Source organism: Bradyrhizobium sp. CCBAU 45389 (assembly GCF_028128625.1).
In the GTDB taxonomy this organism is placed as follows: domain Bacteria; phylum Pseudomonadota; class Alphaproteobacteria; order Rhizobiales; family Xanthobacteraceae; genus Bradyrhizobium; species Bradyrhizobium liaoningense_B.
This window is the reverse complement of record NZ_LBIY01000097.1, coordinates 498,885-516,669: the sequence shown is the minus strand read 5'-3', so window position 1 is coordinate 516,669 and position 17,785 is coordinate 498,885. Positions and strand designations below refer to the sequence as shown.

Annotated in this window: 20 protein-coding genes and 1 tRNA gene; 5 read left to right on the top strand and 16 right to left on the bottom strand. The window is 65.0% G+C overall.

Features of this window, described 5'->3' with window-relative positions:
• Positions 1–48 precede the first annotated feature (48 nt).
• Both XH79_RS35415 and XH79_RS35410 read right to left on the bottom strand, forming a co-directional pair.
• A complete protein-coding gene (locus XH79_RS35415) occupies positions 49–921 on the bottom strand; it encodes a DMT family transporter (protein ID WP_271584674.1) in 873 nt (290 codons plus the stop codon).
• A gap of 106 nt (positions 922–1,027) precedes the next feature.
• Positions 1,028–1,474 (bottom strand): hypothetical protein, encoded by a 447-nt coding sequence (locus XH79_RS35410; RefSeq protein WP_212346066.1) that lies wholly within the window; start codon positions 1,472–1,474, stop codon positions 1,028–1,030.
• Positions 1,475–1,765: 291 nt separating this feature from the next.
• Here XH79_RS35410 and XH79_RS35405 point away from each other — a divergent pair, with 291 nt between their 5' ends.
• Positions 1,766–2,029: a hypothetical protein gene (locus XH79_RS35405; RefSeq protein ID WP_211406413.1), complete on the top strand. Its 264-nt coding sequence runs from the start codon at positions 1,766–1,768 to the stop codon at positions 2,027–2,029.
• A gap of 30 nt (positions 2,030–2,059) precedes the next feature.
• Here the strand turns inward: XH79_RS35405 and XH79_RS35400 are convergent, their stop codons facing one another.
• Complete coding sequence (locus tag XH79_RS35400; RefSeq protein ID WP_212345817.1) at positions 2,060–2,521, bottom strand: host attachment protein; 462 nt, start codon at positions 2,519–2,521, stop codon at positions 2,060–2,062.
• A 320-nt stretch (positions 2,522–2,841) separates the two neighbouring features.
• On the opposite strand from XH79_RS35400, the gene XH79_RS35395 reads away from it, so the two are divergent.
• On the top strand, positions 2,842–3,120 hold the full coding sequence (locus XH79_RS35395) for a hypothetical protein (RefSeq protein ID WP_212345819.1): 279 nt from the start codon (positions 2,842–2,844) through the stop codon (positions 3,118–3,120).
• A 77-nt stretch (positions 3,121–3,197) separates the two neighbouring features.
• On the opposite strand, the gene XH79_RS35390 is transcribed toward XH79_RS35395, so the two are convergent.
• Complete coding sequence (locus tag XH79_RS35390; RefSeq protein ID WP_271584766.1) at positions 3,198–3,440, bottom strand: hypothetical protein; 243 nt, start codon at positions 3,438–3,440, stop codon at positions 3,198–3,200.
• A 119-nt stretch (positions 3,441–3,559) separates the two neighbouring features.
• Here XH79_RS35390 and XH79_RS35385 point away from each other — a divergent pair, with 119 nt between their 5' ends.
• Entirely contained in the window at positions 3,560–4,522 is a 963-nt protein-coding gene (locus XH79_RS35385) for an AraC family transcriptional regulator (protein WP_271584673.1), read from the top strand.
• Between the two features lie 67 nt (positions 4,523–4,589).
• Here the strand turns inward: XH79_RS35385 and XH79_RS35380 are convergent.
• The 3 genes from XH79_RS35380 to XH79_RS35370 form a co-directional block, all read right to left on the bottom strand.
• Positions 4,590–4,666 (bottom strand) — tRNA-Arg (locus XH79_RS35380).
• 153 nt (positions 4,667–4,819) lie between these two features.
• A complete protein-coding gene (locus tag XH79_RS35375; protein ID WP_271584672.1) occupies positions 4,820–5,320 on the bottom strand; it encodes a hypothetical protein in 501 nt (166 codons plus the stop codon).
• A 172-nt stretch (positions 5,321–5,492) separates the two neighbouring features.
• A complete protein-coding gene (locus XH79_RS35370; protein ID WP_271584671.1) occupies positions 5,493–6,059 on the bottom strand; it encodes a hypothetical protein in 567 nt (188 codons plus the stop codon).
• A gap of 182 nt (positions 6,060–6,241) precedes the next feature.
• Between XH79_RS35370 and XH79_RS35365 the strand changes: the two genes are divergently transcribed.
• On the top strand, positions 6,242–6,628 hold the full coding sequence (locus XH79_RS35365) for a VOC family protein (protein WP_212345831.1): 387 nt from the start codon (positions 6,242–6,244) through the stop codon (positions 6,626–6,628).
• 59 nt (positions 6,629–6,687) lie between these two features.
• Here the strand turns inward: XH79_RS35365 and XH79_RS35360 are convergent, their stop codons facing one another.
• Positions 6,688–7,185: a hypothetical protein gene (locus tag XH79_RS35360; RefSeq protein WP_271584670.1), complete on the bottom strand. Its 498-nt coding sequence runs from the start codon at positions 7,183–7,185 to the stop codon at positions 6,688–6,690.
• Between the two features lie 258 nt (positions 7,186–7,443).
• Here XH79_RS35360 and XH79_RS35355 point away from each other — a divergent pair, with 258 nt between their 5' ends.
• Positions 7,444–7,797, top strand: a complete 354-nt coding sequence (locus tag XH79_RS35355) for a GrlR family regulatory protein (RefSeq protein WP_212345836.1) — start codon at positions 7,444–7,446, stop codon at positions 7,795–7,797.
• On the opposite strand, the gene XH79_RS35350 is transcribed toward XH79_RS35355, so the two are convergent.
• The 8 genes from XH79_RS35350 to XH79_RS35315 form a co-directional block, all read right to left on the bottom strand.
• On the bottom strand, positions 7,798–10,473 hold the full coding sequence (locus tag XH79_RS35350) for a PAS domain S-box protein (protein WP_271584669.1): 2,676 nt from the start codon (positions 10,471–10,473) through the stop codon (positions 7,798–7,800).
• Between the two features lie 134 nt (positions 10,474–10,607).
• Entirely contained in the window at positions 10,608–11,522 is a 915-nt protein-coding gene (locus XH79_RS35345; protein WP_271584668.1) for a DMT family transporter, read from the bottom strand.
• Between the two features lie 79 nt (positions 11,523–11,601).
• Positions 11,602–12,396, bottom strand: a complete 795-nt coding sequence (locus XH79_RS35340; RefSeq protein WP_271584667.1) for an NUDIX hydrolase — start codon at positions 12,394–12,396, stop codon at positions 11,602–11,604.
• Between the two features lie 4 nt (positions 12,397–12,400).
• Positions 12,401–13,354, bottom strand: coding sequence for a dihydrodipicolinate synthase family protein (locus XH79_RS35335; RefSeq protein ID WP_271584666.1), 954 nt, complete (start codon positions 13,352–13,354; stop codon positions 12,401–12,403).
• A gap of 29 nt (positions 13,355–13,383) precedes the next feature.
• Positions 13,384–14,262 (bottom strand): SDR family oxidoreductase, encoded by an 879-nt coding sequence (locus XH79_RS35330; protein ID WP_271584665.1) that lies wholly within the window; start codon positions 14,260–14,262, stop codon positions 13,384–13,386.
• Between the two features lie 168 nt (positions 14,263–14,430).
• Positions 14,431–15,291 carry a MaoC family dehydratase gene (locus tag XH79_RS35325; protein ID WP_271584664.1) on the bottom strand — a complete coding sequence of 287 codons (861 nt, stop codon included), beginning with the start codon at positions 15,289–15,291 and terminating at the stop codon, positions 14,431–14,433.
• A gap of 220 nt (positions 15,292–15,511) precedes the next feature.
• A complete protein-coding gene (locus XH79_RS35320) occupies positions 15,512–15,901 on the bottom strand; it encodes a Zn-ribbon domain-containing OB-fold protein (protein WP_014494555.1) in 390 nt (129 codons plus the stop codon).
• Positions 15,901–17,058 (bottom strand): thiolase domain-containing protein, encoded by a 1,158-nt coding sequence (locus XH79_RS35315; RefSeq protein ID WP_063682799.1) that lies wholly within the window; start codon positions 17,056–17,058, stop codon positions 15,901–15,903. Before XH79_RS35315 ends, XH79_RS35320 begins: the two co-directional genes overlap by 1 nt.
• Between the last annotated feature and the right edge of the window lie 727 nt (positions 17,059–17,785).

Here is a 17,785-nt window from a genome sequence, read left to right as displayed (position 1 = left end):
CGCGGCCCGCACGTCAGGGATGTATTCCGCCGCACCGGTCCATCCCCCCTAGAACCGCCGGTTGACCACGAACACCGCGGCCGCGCACATCGCCATGCCTGCGATCGCGAGCGCATCGAGCTTCTCGCCGAACAGCAGATAGGCCATCAGCGCGGTCACCGCGGGCACGAGATAGAACAGGCTCGCCACCGACGTCGCCGCGGCGTGGCGGATCAGCCAGTACAGCAACCCGATCGAGCCGATCGAGAGCGCGACCGCGAGCCAGGCCAGCGCGAGCACGAACTCCCGCGTCCAGTGCACGACGCGGTCCTCGAACAGGAAGGCGCCGATCGCGAAGAAGATCGTGACGGCCACGTATTGCACGAGATTGCCGGCACGCCAGTCGATGTGATTGCAGTAGCGGCGCTGATAGAGCGTGCCGAGCGTGATGGAGATCAGCGCGACCACCGAGGCGAGCCAGCCGAGCCCGGCTTCGCCTGTCATCGGACGGTTGTGCAGGATCATCACCACACCGCCGAGACCGAGCACGAGGCCGCCCCACTGCACCGGCGTCACCTTCTCCCCGAGCCAGCGGTTGGCGATGGTCGAGGTCAGGATCGGCTGAAGGCCCGGAATGAGCGCGGAAAGCCCGGCCGGAATCGAATGCGCGATCGCGATCGCGGTGCCGCCGAGATAGAAGCCGTGAACGAGGATGCCGGCGACCGCGCTGTGCGCGATGCCAATCCGGTCAGGCCATTTCGGCCGGGCAATCGCGACGATGATCGCCATCAGGCCGACCACGATCGCCATGCGGATGGCGAGATAGGTCAACGGATCGGCGTTGTTGACGACGTATTTGGTGCCGATGAATCCGGTGCTCCAGAGCAGGACGAACAGGATCGGCGCGGCGCGGGCGGGAAAGGATTCTTGATTATGGTTCATTGCCGCCCTCATTGCCCGATGGGGGCCAATGCGGCAATGCGAATTTCCTGACGAATCTCTTGCCCGGCGATGCTGCGCTGCGACGGACGGCGGCTAGCTCAGCCGCTCACCATTCTTCCGGACAGGGGTCGATGATCTTCCAGAGCTCGACGCCGTTCTTGATCTTCTTCATGTCGGTGGTGAGTCCGCCATTGCGGCGGATCCAGTCCTTCACCGTGTCGGGGTAGTAGGACATCAGGTCGGACGTCCCCTCCGCGCTGGTGACCTTGATGCCGAAGGTGAAGGCCTTGTCGTAATAGGCCTGGTGGAAGCCGAGGCTGGCCTTCGGGGTCACGCAGATCTTGTTCATCGGCACGATGCCGAGAACCAGCGTGCAGGCCGAGTTGCAGATGCCGTCGATGATGACGCGCTCGCCCTTGTCGCGGACCCGCTTGTACTTGACCTTGTACTCTTCGACATAGCCGCCATGGTCGCGGGTGATGTGCAGCTCGGCCCGCGCCGGCGTCGTGGCGGCGAAGCAGAGCAACAGCAGGCTCAGAAGCGTGATGCGCATGGCGAGGTGACGGTGAAAGCCTTGCAGGAACGGGCCGGCCTCAAAGAGCACCCCAGGCGACCGGCAGGAATCTCTAACCGAATTCTTCTTGGTCATACTTATGTGGGGAATTCGTTAAGCATCCCGAAAAGGCCAAAAATGGGCAGACTTCGCCCTCACCTCCGGGCAATTCTGTCACACCCACCCCGGAATCTGCCGGATTAGCCCCTGATTCCGGCCGCCGGACGATGCCCTCGCGGCCCGAAATGGCTATAACGGCTGAGCTGTTTGCGCGGGTTCCGGAGAATCGAGATGAGCAAGTTGAAGCTTGTAGCCGCAGTTGCTGCCCTGTCAGCCGCAATCCTGGCCCCTGGCCTTGCGGAAGCAAATGGACATCACCGGTATCACCGCTCCTACGTCAACCCGCTACCCTACCCGATCAGCTATCTGCACAATTACGGTCCGGGCATCACGCCGGGCACTTTCGCCTATTACGACGGTCCGGCGACCAACCACTGCTACCAGAGCTCGGCCGCTTATATCGGCCAGGACCGCCGCCGGCACCCCTGCTACTGAGGGGCGCCAGCGCGTCCGCTGCGGGCGTCCCTATGTCGCGGCGCCCGATCGCAGCAACTGCTTCTCGATCTCATAGACCGGCAGCTTGACGAGGTCCTTGCTGACCTCGCCCTGAAGCGCCTTGCGCACGACATCGGAATAGTCGGCGCGGATCATGCCGAGCGCCCGCGGCGAGGCCACCATGGTCAGGGCCGACGTCTCGCCCGAACTGACGGCGGCGTCGAGCCGACCGGCGAGGCTCCGCAGGAAGGCGCGCTCGGCCTCATCGTGCCAATCGGTCTGCTCGACCGAGCTGCGTCCACCGCCGGCCGCGCCATGCAGCCGGCCCGGCGCATCGCTTCCTTGTGCGCTGGTCGACGGATTGGGCTGCTCGTGCACCTCCCTGGTGTGGAGGTTCGGAAACATCCCGTCGCCGAGGTTTTCCAGAATGAGCGCCTTGCGCCCGTCGCAAACGACCAGCCAGTCACCTTTGTCGATTCTCATCTTGTCCATTGCACAGCTCCAATCAAACCGTGAGCGTCGGCCGATGCAGGCGACCGGCCGGCCTTCGAATTCCGCGAAGGACTGCCCACGACGACAAGACTAGGGAGGAAGGCGCGACGGCGAATTGCGCAGGATCAAGGATGGCGGCGGTGTCACGCAACACAGGCGCAGCATGGCCAGGAGCGCAAAGCTGAGGTATTCTGATGGAGCTGGATCAGGCCCGCGGCGGAGTGGCTGGAGATTTGTTCATCAGTATTACATTTCGGTTCCGCCACAATTTGATCAGAACAGCTTCGATATCCTGTATTGCGTAAGCGGAGAAAGACATCATGAATCTCAAGATTGGCCTCGTCGTCGCGTCCATGTTCGGTGCCCTTGCGGCATCGCCGGCGGCGTCCGCCATGCCCGTTGCGCCTGCACCTGCCGTCCCGCAGGTCTCCGACGTCGAGCAGATCCGCATGGTCTGCGACGCCTGGGGGCGCTGCTGGTGGCGTCCGAACTATTATGGGTATTACGGCCCGCGGCCGTATTACGGGCCCCGATATTATGGGTACGGCCCCCGTGTCTACGGACCACGCTATGGATACTACGGCTACCGCCGCTGGTGATCAGAAGGGGCCCTCGGGGCCCCTTCGCTTTTGCGAGATCACCCGTTCGGTCCGCCAGGAGCAATTCCAAAACTGATCTAGATCAAAGTGGAAATCCGCCGCACCATCATGCTGCGTCCATGGCCGATTTGATCGTTTTTCGATGCCCCCAGACGGGCATGAATGTGCAGACGCATCTGGAAAAGCAACAGCGACCGGAAGGGCGGAGCTTCGAGTCCTTCGCCTGTCCCGCTTGCACGCGTCTCCATTTCATCGACCTCGTCTCCGGCCAGGCGATGAGCCGGGAACGTTGACGGTGACAATGATCCGACGGACCTCATGGCATGATGTCCGCAATACTACGGCCCGGAATCCGATTTACTGAAGCGGGATGTTTCGCCATTGATGGCAATGTACTGACGTTCATTTGATTGTCACATTGCAGCAACCGGCCAGACGCATGTTCGATGCCCTCGTCCCGTCCTCAGCGCTTCAACTGATCGGCTTTGCCGACGTCGATGCCTTTCGGCCGATCGAGTCGATGGAGGATGCGAGAAGCATTCCGCTCGACGTTGCGAACTTCGCAGCCGCCCGCGCTGTCGTCTCTCTGCCGGCGTGCCGCATCGTCGTGATGCGGTCGTTCGCGCGCATCCTCGATACCGCCTATCGGATGCCGGGCGGGATGGTGATCCTGTCGATGACCGACGACCTTCAGGCCAATTCCAAGGGCATGGATCTCGACGCCCGCTTCTTCGTTGCGCTCCGCGGCAACGACGAGTGCCATTTCGTCGAGCCCCAGACCAATCACTACGCGATGATCATCCTCTCGCCCGGCCTGAAAGACCGGGGCTGGTTCGATCATGCCGACGATTTGCGGGCCTATGTCGCCAACCGGCCCGCCCTGCTCCACACGCGCCAGCTCGTGCTCGACATCCTGCGAACCGCGTCGGTGCAGCCGTTCCTGTTCGAGACCACCGAGGCGGCCTGCCATCTCCAGGAAGGGTTGCTGCTCGCGCTCGACGATCTGTTTCGGATCGGTGCGGGCCCGGACCGGAGCACCTCGGTCCAGAGCGGGCGGTCGACCAGGCTGGTGCAGCGGATCGACGATTACGTCGCAGCCTATCCAACCGCTCCGATCTATACGGCCGATCTCGCCGGTGAGTTCGGCGTCTCGATCCGGACGCTCAGCGGGGCCGTCAGCAAGGTCCGTGGCATGAGCCTGCACCAGTACATTCGGCTGAAGAGATTGTGGGCGACCCGCGCCCGGCTCCTGAAGGGTGGCGGTGCCACCGTCGCCACCTGCGCGCGTGCCCAGGGCTTCCACCACATGGGCGAGTTCGCCGCGGCATACCGTGCGACCTTCCACGAGACCCCCTCGGACACGCTGGCGCGCGGGCGGCAGAGCGGCTTTTCGGCAGGTTGAGCTGCAGGTGTGGCGACAGCCGTTCGGTTTCAGCACGGCCTGGAATGGCGGTAACGCCGGCGGGGACTGGCGCGCTCGGAAGGATTCGAACCTCCGACCCTCGGAATCGAAATCCGATGCTCTATCCAGCTGAGCTACGAGCGCCCTGGCCCTGGGGTTGGGCCGTTGCCGCGAAGCGCCGGACCGTGGCTGGCGAGCCAGCGCGCCGGACGGCGTTCGGACGGGTTCGAATTAGCAGAGAGGCTGGCCAATAAAAAGCCCTTCCCGCCTCAAGGAAGGCGGGGCGTGACCGGCTTGTCACCAGGTCGTGTTGAAGAGGCCGAAATGCGGCTGCTGCGCCACCATCATGGGCCGGCCATACTGTGGCCCACCAAACTGCGGCCCACCATAATACTGCGGCGCCGGATGCGCTCTGGCGACCTTGCGCTTGGGCTGAGCCTGGGCCTGCGGCTTCTTGGCGGCCTCGGCCTTCGAACCCGGCGTAAACTGGGCGAAGGTCTCGCGCACCCGCGCCTTGGCCGACATCTCCGCGAGGGCCGCTGCCGAAGCGGTATCCGGCGGCTGCGGCGCCGCGACAGCGGCGGTCTTCACAGCGGGCGGGGCAATCGTCGGCTGGCTGGTGTCGAGCACGACACGCTCGGGCAAATGCCGATCGGACCGGATCCTGATGGCCGGCTGGTCGTTGCTAGCGGTCGCGACCGCCGGCGCTACGGGCGAGGCCGGCACAACGAAGTTCACCGCAAACAGCAGGGCGAGCAACGCTCCGCCAACAAACATGAAATACCGAAGGATGGGCATTGGCCGCACTCCGCCCCCCGCAATCCCCGCGTGGGCTCTCCGCCTTAACAGGCGATACTCTGATTGGTTCCTGGTCCTGCCCTTCGGTTCAAATGGCGACGCCAAGTTTTTTGGCCAAGGCCAGAACAAGGCCGGAAACGGTAACTTTTCCGCTACCGGACGGCGCCGCCGTTCATGCCCGTCGTGCGGCAACCAGCGAGCACTTCGCCTGATCGGCATTAACGTTGATGTAGCCGACGGGAATGCGCGCGAAGGTCTTGCGGCTCTTCATGCTGACGGTGTCGGACAGCACGCGGCTGCGAGCGGTGAGAGGCGTGCCATCGCGACGCACGAAAGCGCAGCTGATCTCGACATCCCTTACGGCATAGTCATTGTCGTTTCGCAGCGTGAGCGTCACCAGCGCCTTCGAGCCGAGGCCGCCGCGACGCCAGGTCTGAGATGAAATCCTGAGACGATCCAGCTCTGCCGCAGTGGCAGTCTGCGCTTCGGCCGTCGGTGACACCGCCGCATCGCCCGGAGCAGCCGGCCCGGCAACGGCTATGTCCGACTTGACCGGCTCGGTGCTGTTGCCTTTGGAGAGCGGCAGCAGCATCCAGATGCCGCAACCGAGGATGATGGCCGCCAGCAGCCACAACAGGCCTCGCCCAAACGAGACGCTCGCGACCGTCACCGCCCGGGCCAGTCGCTCGCCGGTCCCGGCAAAGCGTCCCAATCCGATCCGGTCAAACCTGGCGTTCATGGATGCATCACCGATGGCGGCCGAACTGCATTTGCACGACGAGCAGACCACTGCTTACCTTAATCCGGGAGAGGAACTAAGGTTCCCGCGCTTCAGGCGAGTCGGCAGGGACGGTGGCGACCACCGGCCAGGGCCGCTAACATGCGCCGCAACATCGCAAGACCCCGTTGGGAGACTATGAAATGCCAATCGCCGTCACTTGGGATCACGTCCATCTGCGCAGCCCCGATCCGGAGGCCACAGCGGCCTGGCTGCGGGACATCCTCGGCGGCGAGATCGTGCGCGCGCCGGGACGGATCGACGTGAACCTCGGCGGCGCAAGGATCTTCATCGCGCCGCTCGAGGGCGACAGCGCCGTCAACCCGCCGCCCCCGCACCCGCATCAGGGTCTCGACCATTTCGGTCTGACGGTGAAGGACATCGACACCGTGGCCGCCGAGATCAAGGCCAAGGGGGTCACCTTCACGCGCGAGCCGACAACGATCCGGCCCGGCGTGCGCATCTGCTTCATCCGCGGCCCCGAAGGCATCTCCATCGAGCTGCTCGAGCGCGACAAGAAATACACCTGACACCGCGCAAGCCGCGTCACGCAACAGCGCGAGACCGGGCGGAGCGCCGCCCGGTGCGGCTAGGTCATGCTGCCGGGCATGAAGCAGCGGATGGTGACGCCCATATAGCCGTAGATCGGCCACACCATGGTGCGTCCCACCCGGTTCGGCTCCGAGATCACGGCCTCCTCGGGCACGTCGACCCAGACGAGTTCCTGCTGCTGGCCATCGAGCACGTAGCCAAGGCGTGGGACGCGGACACGATAGTGCCCGTCCTTGCTCTCCCAGTCGGTGTCCGAGAGCGCCGAGCCGTCGGCATCGGAGCAGCACGGCCCCTTGCCGCTTCGCAGGCTGTCGAACCAGGCCTTCAAGTCGGCATTGGTGTTGACGAACTGGCCCCGGTCACGGGCGTGCCCGAAGGGAGCCGCGAGCCCAATCAAGGCCACGGCGCATGCCAGCCTCGTCACGCTTCGCCAGCGTGTCGCGCTGCCAATCCGCCGTCGTTCGTTTTTGCAAATCGTGGGACGCGCACTGTACAGACGCGGCTCATCGCCGCCGGAATCGATCCAGTTGCTCACGTTCGTCTTGCTCCAGCACCCCGCGGCCAGTGCAACAATGGTTATGCATTTCGCGGGCCAACTTGATTCGCAACGTCTGGCCTCGCCCCATGATGAGACAGTCATATCAGCGTCACAGACAAGCCGGGACGATTACGGTCCACGCGACAGGGCAACTTGCCGGCCGGCAAACTGCCGCGTTGCGCACGGGGATGCGCTTTGGCATAAAAGCCGTACCGGTTACGCCATTGGGCGATGGCGGCCGGCCTACGGGACGTTATGAAGAACGGCCTTTATTCGATCCACGTCACGCTGCTCGATGGTCGAGTCGGCAAGGGCAGCGGTGTGATCCTTTTTCGCGACGGCAAGATTCTTGGCGGCGATGCCTATCTCTATTACACCGGCAGCTATGTGGTGAAGGACGAGCGCACCTTCAAAGGCGAGGTGCTGGTGCAACGGCACACGTCACCTCGCGGCGATGACAATCCGCTGTTCGGTGGCCCTGCCCCGGTCGGCATTGGCGTCAGCGGGACCTACACGGACACCCGCGCGGAGATGACGGGGACGGCGCTGGTCGGCAAGGCCAGCCTGATTTTCGGAGCCACCCTGCACAAGCTCGCCGAAGCCGATTAGCTACTCCGCAGCCTGCTCCAGCGGCGCCGTGCGCGGCAAGATGATCTGGATGCGCGTGCCCCCGCCCGGCTCGGAATCGAGATCGAGCCGGCCGCCGAGCCGGTTGGTGACGATGCTGTAGACGATGTGCAGGCCGAGGCCGGTGCCGCCCTGGTCGCGTCTTGTCGTAAAAAACGGATCAAATGCGCGGCGTCGGACGTCGAGCGACATGCCGCAGCCATTGTCGGCGAAGAGGATCTCGACATTGTCCTTGCCGGACTCGCGCACCTGGATGTCGATCATCCCGGGCCGGCCGTCCGGGAAGGCGTGCGCGACCGAATTGAGGAACAGATTGGTCAGCACCTGCCCGTACGGCCCGGGATAGCTGTTCATGGTCAGATCGGGCTGGCACTCGACGTTGAGCGTCAGGTTGTGTTTGCGCAGGCCCGGCCGCAGGCTCATCACCACCTGCTCGGTGAGATCGCCGAGGTCGAAGGTGCGCTGGTCCGAATAGTTGCGGTCGGCCGCAACCTGCTTGAACGACTGGATCAGCTCGGCGGCGCGGTTGAGATTGGAGACGAGCTGCGAGGACGCATCGCGGCTGGTGTTGAGGAAATCGTTGAGCGTGGAGCGGCGAAGCTCGCCGCGCTCGACTTCGGAGGTGAACATCGCAGTCTTGCGCTCCAGCGCGGAGGCAACCGTGAGACTGATGCCGACGGGGTTATTGACCTCGTGCGCGACGCCGGCGACGAGACGTCCGAGCGCGGCCAGCTTCTCCGCCTCGATCAGCGAGGCCTGCGTCTCGCGCAGATTGCGCAGCGCGGTCTCCGCCGATTCCTTGGCCTTGCGCATCTCCTGCTCGCCGCGCTTGCGCTCGCCGATGTCGAGCGCGACGGTGACGATCCGCTCGATCTCGCCATCGGCATCGAGCAGCGGCAGCTTGTTGACCAGCCATTGCCGCATATTGCCGGCGGCGTCCTTGTACTCCTCCTCGTAGAAGCCGAGCCCCTTGCGCAGCTTGAGCACGCGCTTGTCGTTCTCGTCCGTCTTGGCCGCACCGTAACGCGACATCAGGTCGGCCGTGGTCCGGCCGAGCGCGTCACCGGGCTCGATGCCGAAGATGCCGGCCATGTAGCGGTTCATCAGCACGTAGCGCAGATCGCGGTCCTTGACGTTGATGACAGCGGGCACGGTGTCGATGACCTGCTGGAGCAGGCGCCGGCCTTCGGCGATGGCGTCCTCCGCCCGCTTCTGGTCGGTGATGTCGCGCAGCGTGCCTTCGTAGCGAACGATGTTGCCCTGCTCATCCCGCACGCCAGTGGCGCTGTCGGAGAGCCACAGGATATCGCCACTGCGCTGGCGCACCTGGTACTCGAACTCGCGCACCATGCCGTCGCGCGCCATCAGCCGCTGGTATTCGTCGCGTGCCTCGGGATGGACATAGATGGTGTGGGCGATGTCGTTGATGCTGTCGATCAGGTGCTGCGGGCTGTCATAGCCCATCATCCGCGCCAAAGCCGGATTGGCGTTGAGGAGGTCACCGGCCGGCGTCGTGACGTAGATGCCGTCGACGGAACCCTCGAACAGTTTTCGATAGCTCTCTTCGGCCAGCCGCTGCTCGGTGAGCGCGCGCACCGCCGCCTCGCGCGCGGTGTCGGCCTCCTCCAGCGCGCGGCGGAACACTTCGGCGGCACGCGCGATGTCGCCGATCTCGTTGTCGAGATCGGCCGAGGGGATCGAGGTGTCCTTCTGGCCGGCCGCGAGCGCGCGGATCGACCTCGCGATCTGGGCCAGCGGTCGCACCGTGCGCCGCACCACGAAGGCGGCCGCGACGATGCCGATCAGCACGCCGATGGAGCCGAGCACGATGCTCTGCCAGCGCGCCTCCGTCAGCGTGCGGGCAAAATCGCGCGACAGCACGTGGCCGCGCCTTGCGCTGACCTCGCGCAGCAATTCGGTGACGCGACCGATCAGCCGGCCCTCGGTGCCCAGCACCTCGCGATCGATGTCGGCGATCTGACGCTCGCGGACGGCGACCGCCATGATCGCCTCGGCATACTCGTTCACCGCCGCCTTCAGCTTGGGATCGGTGAAATCCATCGCGCGCATGCCCTGTGCGGACTGCTCGGCCGCCGACGGGTTGCGCGCGAGCAATCCGAGCGCGATCCGGCTCTGCGCCTCGGACAGGCGGGAGGCGAGCTCGCGGTCCGCGGTGCCGGAGACCGCCGCGTCGAACTGGTCGCGCAGCGGCGGCAGGCCGGCGAGCAGCTGGGCGCGGCGGTCGATCAGGGTCGATATCCGCTCGAGGCCATTGCGATAGGTCGCAAGCCGCTCGGTGACCCCGTCGATCATGTCCTGCTGCTCGGGCGCGAGCTCGATGCGGGTCTTCTTCAGGATGTCGCTGAGTGTCGAGGCCGCCTCGCCCACCTGCTTGAACTGGATGCCGGCGCCGGGATCGGTGACGAAGTCGCGCGCGGCGAGGCGCAGCTCGTTCATGCGGCGGTCGATGTCCTCGGCGAGGTCCCCGACGCTCTGCAGCCGCTGCAACTCGGCGAAGGTGGTGTCGATATGGCGGATCGCAATCACGCTCGCGGTCGAGGTGACGATGATCACCGCCAGCACCAGGATGAAGCTTCCGAACGTCAGCTGGCCGATGGACAGCGAAAAGATTCGCTTTTTCTCAGGGGGCGGCGTCAATTGGCGGACATTGGTTGCGTTGAGGACCGGGCTACTGGAAGCCCAATATACGACGTATTGCGGGCCCGGGGGAACATGCCTGCCGCCGCGGAATATCGTTAATATCGGAGGTCTCGGCCCGCCTCCGCGCCCGATTATGACGTTTTGATGCTTGCCCGCCGCCCGGCCGGGATCGTCATGGCGGCGACGCCGAGAACGACGCAGGCGAGCCCGATCCAGGCGGTCCGGCTCAAGGTTTCGCCGAGAAAAGCGACGCTGATGGCGACCCCGATGGGGACGCGCAAATAGGCCTGCGCGGTGGTGCCGACCGAGCCCAGGGTCTGGATCAGGCGGAAGTAGATCGCAAAGGCCGCGGCGGTCGAGAAAGTCGCCAGCGCGAGCAGCGCCAGCACGGAGCTGAGCGAGGGCGACAGTGTCCAGGGCTGCTCGACGACCAGCGAGGCCGGGATCAGGACCGCCGCCCCCGCCAGCAATGAGCCGGCCGCGGGCGCCATCGGGTCGAGTCCCTTGAAGCTGCGGCCGAAGATCGCGGCGCAGGCGTAGCAGATGGTGGCGGCGACGATCGCGGCCTCCGCGATGAGGCCGCTGCCGATATCATGGAAGGCGTCGACGCCGACGATCAGCAGGATGCCGGCCATGCCCGCGACCACGCCGAACAGTTTTCGCGGCGTCGTGGCCTCGTGACGGGTGACGATTGCGGTGAGCAAAAAGGTGAAAATCGGGCCGGCCGAGTTGAGGATGGTGGCGAGCGCGGCATCGACATGGCGCTCGCCCCAGGCGATCAGCGTCCAGGGGATGACGCTGTTGAGCACGGCCTGGAACACGAAGCGCCGCCAGGTCGGACCATCCGTCGGCATCTCGATGCCGCGCGCCCGCATGACGATGAGCAGCAGCAGGCCCGCGATCGCGGTGCGCGCCGCGATCAGCGTGATCGGCGGGATGGTGGCGACGCCGAGCTTGATGAAGGTGTAGGAGCCGCCCCAGAGCGTTGCGAGCGCGACCAGCAGCGCCAGCTCGATGGAGACGTTGGTGTCCTGCCGGATATCCATGGTGCGTCCCGTCCATTCCGCGATGGACGGAACCTAGCGCGTCCGCGCTCGCCGATACTTCGCTACGTATCGAAGTATATCAGCCGACTGCGCCGACCTCGAACACTTCGCCGTCGTAGCCGGCCTCGCGGGGAATGCGGAGCTGGCGGCCGGTTTCGGTCTTGGTCATGACCGGCATCACCGTGACGATCGACATGCCCTTGGCATGGTCGAGCGCGGATTTCACCGTCGGCTGCTTCGCCAGCCGGATCAGGTTGCGCGTGGTCGGGAACGGCAGCTTGAAGCGGCCACTGTCACCGCCCTCCACGGCTTCGCGTGCCGAGACCCAGATCGAGTCCGTCGACTCGCGGCCGTCATGCGCGCCGAGCTGGTCGGGCGGTGCTGCCGCAAGGAAGAACCAGGTGTCGAAGCGCTTCGGCATGCCCTCCGGCGTGATCCAGTGGGCGTAGGGCACGAGCGTGTCGAGCGCGAGCTGGAGGCCGTTGTCGGCGAGGATGCTCAAAAAGCTGATCTTGTGCTCGTTGAGCGCGACGCGATGTTTGTCCGCGATCTCGCCGGCGCGCTTGGCATCGATCGGCGTGCCCGAGTCCTTCGCGCGCGCCAATAAAATGCCGCTCTCCTCAAACGTCTCGCGGATCGCGGCGATACGAAAGCCGCGGTCCGCTTCGCTCAAGGCTTCGCCACCGGAATACAGGTCGGCGCGGGCGACGATCTCATTGTCGCCGGCATCGACGCTGCCACCGGGAAACACCAGCGCGCCCGAGTTGAACTCGATCTGATGATGGCGGACCATCATGAAGACCTCGACTTCCTGTGCGCCGTCACGGAGCAGAAGGATGGTCGACGCCGGGCGTGATGCTGATGTCTCGGCCATGCGACTAACCCGCGGCGCTGGATTGCGGGCCGAGATTGGCGCGCTTGTCGAAGCGGGCAACGCGCGACAGCAAATAGTCGACCTCGGCCTTCGTCGTTGCCGTCATCGTCGCGCCGGGCTTGCGCTGCGCGCTGGAGGCGATGATGCCGCGCTTCTGCAGCACGTATTTGCGCACGGTCAGGCCGACGCCGGGCTGCTGCTCGTAGCGGATCAGCGGCAGATGCGCGTCGAACAGATCATGCGCGGCATCGCGCTTGCCGGCCTTGGAGAGGTTCACGACGTCGATCAGGAGCTCGGGGAAGGCGTAGCCGGTCATGGCACCGTCGGCACCGCGCTCCATCTCGAAATCCAGGAACGTGCCGCCATTGCCGCAGAGGATCGAGAGCGGGCGGAGCGAGCCGTCCTTCTGGAAGCCGCGTAGCGTCGAGATCTTCTCGAGACCCGGCCAGTCCTCGTGCTTGAGCATCACGCAGTTCGGATTATCCATGACGATCTTGCGGATCACGGCGGGGGTGAACACGACCTGCAAGGTGAGCGGATAGTCCTGGAGCACCCAGGGTACGTCAGGGCCGATGGCTTCTGCCGCCTGCTTGAAATAGCCGACGATCTGATCGTCGGTGCGAAGCGAGGGCGGCGGCGCGATCATCACGCCGGCCGCGCCTGCATCCATCGAGGCCCTCGCCAGCGAGCGCATGGTGGCAAAGCCCGGCGCGGAGACGCCGACGATCACCTGCATCTTCTTGGCGCGCTTGACGTAGCGCACCGCCACCTGCTCGGCCTCGGCGGCATCTAACTTGGGCGCCTCGCCGAGGATGCCGAGCACAGTCACGCCGTCGCAGCCGACCTCCTCGTAGAAATCGGTCAGGCGGTCGATCGAGCGCTCGTCGATCCGGCCGTCGTCGTGGAACGGCGTCGGCGCGATTGCGAAGGTGCCCTTGGCGTCGGCGGTGAGTTTCATCGTTGTCCTTGTCTCTCTCTTTCGTGTGGCTAAAACCGCCGCGCCCCCATCTTGATCTGCTCCTCGGAGAAGAAGATCTCCTTGGCATGCTCAACGACGTCCTGGGCTTTCCAGCCCGAATGCGGCGGTTTCCAGCCTTCCATTTCCATCATCCGCATTTCGCGCACGCCGCGGGGCCCGGACACGCCCAGCACCTTGCCGGTCTGGTCGCCCGACAAGTCGCTGACCATGTATAGCACGGCCGGCGCGATGCCGTCCGGTCCCAGCGCGGCCCCCGGGTTCTCCTTATAGCGGGGCAGGTCTGCGGTCATGCGGGTCAGGGCGCCCGGGGCCAGGGTCCAGATCCGGATGTTGTACTTCCGGCCCTCGATCGCGAGCACATTGGACAGGCCCCAGATGCCGCCCTTGGCCGCGCCGTAATTGGTCTGGCCGAAATTGCCGATCAGGCCCGATGTCGAGGAGGTGTTGACGATGACGCCCCCGCCGTTTTCCCGCATCCAGCGAAACACCGGCATGGTGCAACAAAAGGTACCCTTCAGGTGGACCTTGATGACCCTGTCCCAGTCGGCCTCCGAGGCCTTGGCGAAGGTCTGGTCACGCAGGATGCCGGCATTGTTGACCAGGATGTCGGCGCGGCCAAAGTGCTTGATGGCGTCGTCGAACACCGACTGGCCGCCCTCCATGGTGGAGATGTCGGCGCCGTTGGCGACCGCCTTGCCCCCCTCGGCCTTGATCGCGTCCACCACAAGCTGCGCCATGGATTTGTCGGCGCCCGAGCCGTCACGGGGGCCGCCGAGATCGTTGACGACGACCGAGGCCCCTTCCCGCGCGAACAGCTTCGCATAGGCCTCACCGAGGCCCCCGCCCGCGCCGGTGATCAGCGCAACCTTGCCGTCGAGTAGTCCCATGGTGGCTTCTCCCTGTTTGTTTTTGTTCTCTCGTGTCCCGGACGCGATGCAGCGTGAAACGCTGCGTCGCAGAGTCGGGACCCGGTTCTTTCTTCGCCTGAGCTCTCTGGGCCCCGGCTCAGCGGCGCATCACTGCGTGCTGCGCCGCGTCCGGGGCACGAGACCTTCCTAACCCAGCACCGTCCTGCCGTTCTTGATCACCGTGACGCCGCGCGACTTCACCTTGGCTTCGAACGAGATGACGTTGCCGTCCTTCCAGAGGTCCATGGTCACGGTCTCGCCGGGATAGACCGGGGAAGAGAACCGCGCGACGTGCTGCCGGAAGGCGCTTGCGTCGTAGTCGGCATAGGTCTGGAGCACGCCGCGGCAGGTGATGCCGTAGGTGCACATGCCGTGCAGGATCGGGCGCGGGAAGCCGGCCTTCTTGGCGAACTCGGGATCCGAGTGCAGCGGATTGCGGTCGCCGCACAGGCGGTAGACCAGCGCCTGGTCGGGACGCGTGACGATGTCGATGGTCCTGTCAGGCGAGCGCGAGGGGATCTTGTGCGGATCGGGCTGGGTCAGGTTCGGCCCGCCAAAGCCGCCGTCGCCGCGGGCAAAGCGCGAGGCGACCAGCGTTGCCAGCTTCTCGCCCTTCTCGTTCTTGAGCACGGTCTGGTGGCTGATGACGACGCCCTTGTCCTTGCCCTTGTCGTAGACCTCGAGCACGGAGGAATCGGCCGTGATGTGCGCGGCGACCGGCAGCGGCTGGTGGAAGGTGATGTCGCGCTCGCCATCGACCACCATGACGCGGTTGAGGTTCATCTCGCCCGGCCCCGAGCCCCACGCGGCGACGGAGGCGAAGGTCGGCACCACCTTCAATGGCCGCGGCGTGAACGTGCCCTCGTTGACGAAGGCGAGCTCGTTCTCGTCCATGGGATCGGCTCCGAGGCCGATGCCGTAGGCGTAGAGCATCACCTCGCGGTCGGTGTAGGCGTATTTCTGGCCGAGGTTTTTCAGGCCTTTGAGCTCTTCGTATCTGGCGGACATTTTTCTGGTTTCCTCCCGGCATTCGTCTCAGCGAGCAGCGGCGCTCGTTAATGTGCCCTCTCCCCTTGCGGGAGAGGGCAGCACCGCTCTTGCAACAAACTCACTCCGGTGAGGGGTTGGCTCCGCAGTGACACTTCTCGTGTGGAGAGAGACCCCTCACCCGGCAGCCTTCGGCTGCCACCCTCTCCCACAAGGGGAGAGGGTTACATCTTGCTTCGCGTCAAGCCGGCGTGAAGAACGGCAGCGGTGCGCCGTCGGTCGGCTTGAACACCACCTTCACCTTCTGGCCGATCTTGAGCTTCTCCAGATCGCAGTCGACGAAATTGGTCTGCACCGACGGTCCCTCCTTCAACGTGACGTAGCCGATGGCATAAGGACCGGTCGGCGACTTCCGCATCAGGCTCCAGGTGTAGATCGTGCCCTCGCCCGAGGCTTCCTCCCACACCGTCTTGTCGGAGTAGCAGAACGGACAGATCGAGCGCGGGAAGTAATGCGCTTCGCCGCACGCGGTGCAGCGCTTGATCATGAACTTGCCCTGCTTGGCCGCATCCCAGAACGCGGCGGTCTCGGGGTTCGTCACCGGGGCCGGATATTTCTTTGCATCTACCATCACACGCGCTCCAGAATGGCCGTCGAGGCGGCGTGGCGGACGCCCAGAAGGCCGCCGGTGCCGTGGGCGATGGCGAGATCGCAATTTTTCACCTGCACCTTCGGATGCGCCTCGCCGCGCAGCTGCCTGACGGCCTCGATGATCTTGGTCATGCCGCCGCGGTTGACGGGATGATTGCTGCAGAGGCCGCCACCGTCGGTGTTGAACGGCAACTTGCCGACGCCCGAGATCAGATTGCCGTCGGCGACGAACTTGCCGCCCTCGCCCTTCTTGCAGAAGCCGAGGTCCTCGAGCTGCATCAGCACCGTGATGGTGAAGCTGTCGTAGATCGAGGCGTATTTGATGTCCTTCGGCGTGATGCCGGCTTCCTCGAACGCGCGCGGGCCGGACCAGATGCCGGCGGAGTAAGTGAGGTCGAGATCCTTGCCGCCGCGCGGGCCCTTCATCGCCTCGCCATGGCCGATCAGCTTGACCAGCGGCTTCTTCAGGCTCTTGGCGATCTCCGGCGTCGTCACGATCAGCGCGCCGCCGCCGTCGGAGACGACGCAGCAATCCATGCGATGCAAGGGATCGGAGATCATCGGCGAGTTCAGCACGTCCTCGACGGTGACGACGTCCTTCAGCATCGCATGCGGATTGTATTGCGCGTGATGGGAGGCTGCGACCTTGATCCAGGCGAGTTGCTCGCTCGTCGTGCCATAGTCGTGCATGTGACGCATGGCACACATGCCATAGGCATTGTGCGTGGTCGCACCGTAAGCGGACTCGAAATCGACCTCGGCGCCGGCCGCACGCGGCGGCATCACGCCGGTGCGCGGCTTGCCGGCGAGCGTGATCAGCGCGATCGAGCACTTGCCCGCGGCGATCGCTTCCGCGGCATGGCCGAGATGGATGATGTAGGAACAGCCGCCGGTCTCGGTGGAATCGACGTGGCGGAGCTTCTTGGTGTTCAGGCCGAGATAATCGACCATCGGCCAGGCGCCGCCGGGCGCATCGCCCGCGCAGAAATAGCCGTCGACGTCGTCCTTGCTGATCCCGGCATCCTCGATCGCGCCCTTGGCGACCTCGGCGTGGAGCTGGGCGGTGGATTTGTCCGGCGCATGCCGGGTCGGGTGTTCGTAGATCCCGGCAATGTAGGCCTTGCCCTTGATGGTCAAACTCAGGTCTCCGCTCGCGTTTCTTCTTGGCTCTTTTTTCTGAACCGCACCGGCCTGATTGGCAAGCGCGGAAATATTCCGTCGGGCGAGAGGGCAGCGGGTCGGCGCAAGTGGAGGATGCTCTCGTGTCCCGGACGCGCTGCAGCGTGCAACGCTGCTGAGCAGAGCCGGGACCCATGCGGTCCCGGACTCGGTGCGACATGGGCCCCGGCTCGGCAGCGCACCACTTCGTGCTGCGCAGCGTCCGGGGCACGAGACTTTACCTGCAGACACACCTCCGCATCCTCGCGGCGCATCTCGCCCGAGCTTTGCTTCCGTCTTGCTCCCCTCTGGAAACAGAGGGCGCAGGGAAGACCGGGTGCCGGCTGGGCACCCACGGTCCGCTGTGCGCGAATTGCGCGAAGAACAGATGCACAGCGGCATACAGGTGAAGCCAAACATCCGGCCTTCCCTGCGCAGTGGCTTTACGGCTTATGTCGCGCTCTCCCCGGGGAGCGATGCACTATTGCCCCCGTCGCCTTGCGAGCGATCGCAAGACTTGACGCACAGACCCCGGGCGTCAGGACCACACGATTTTGCCGTACGCGAGACCGCGCCCGTCGTGCCGCGAGACAATCGCTCGCGTGACGCAGCCCGCGTCCACCGCCGCTCACCCCGCGTTTCGTGACGATCGCGATACGCCCCTCTGAGGGGGATGAGGTGGCGGATCGATACGACAATTCCGAAT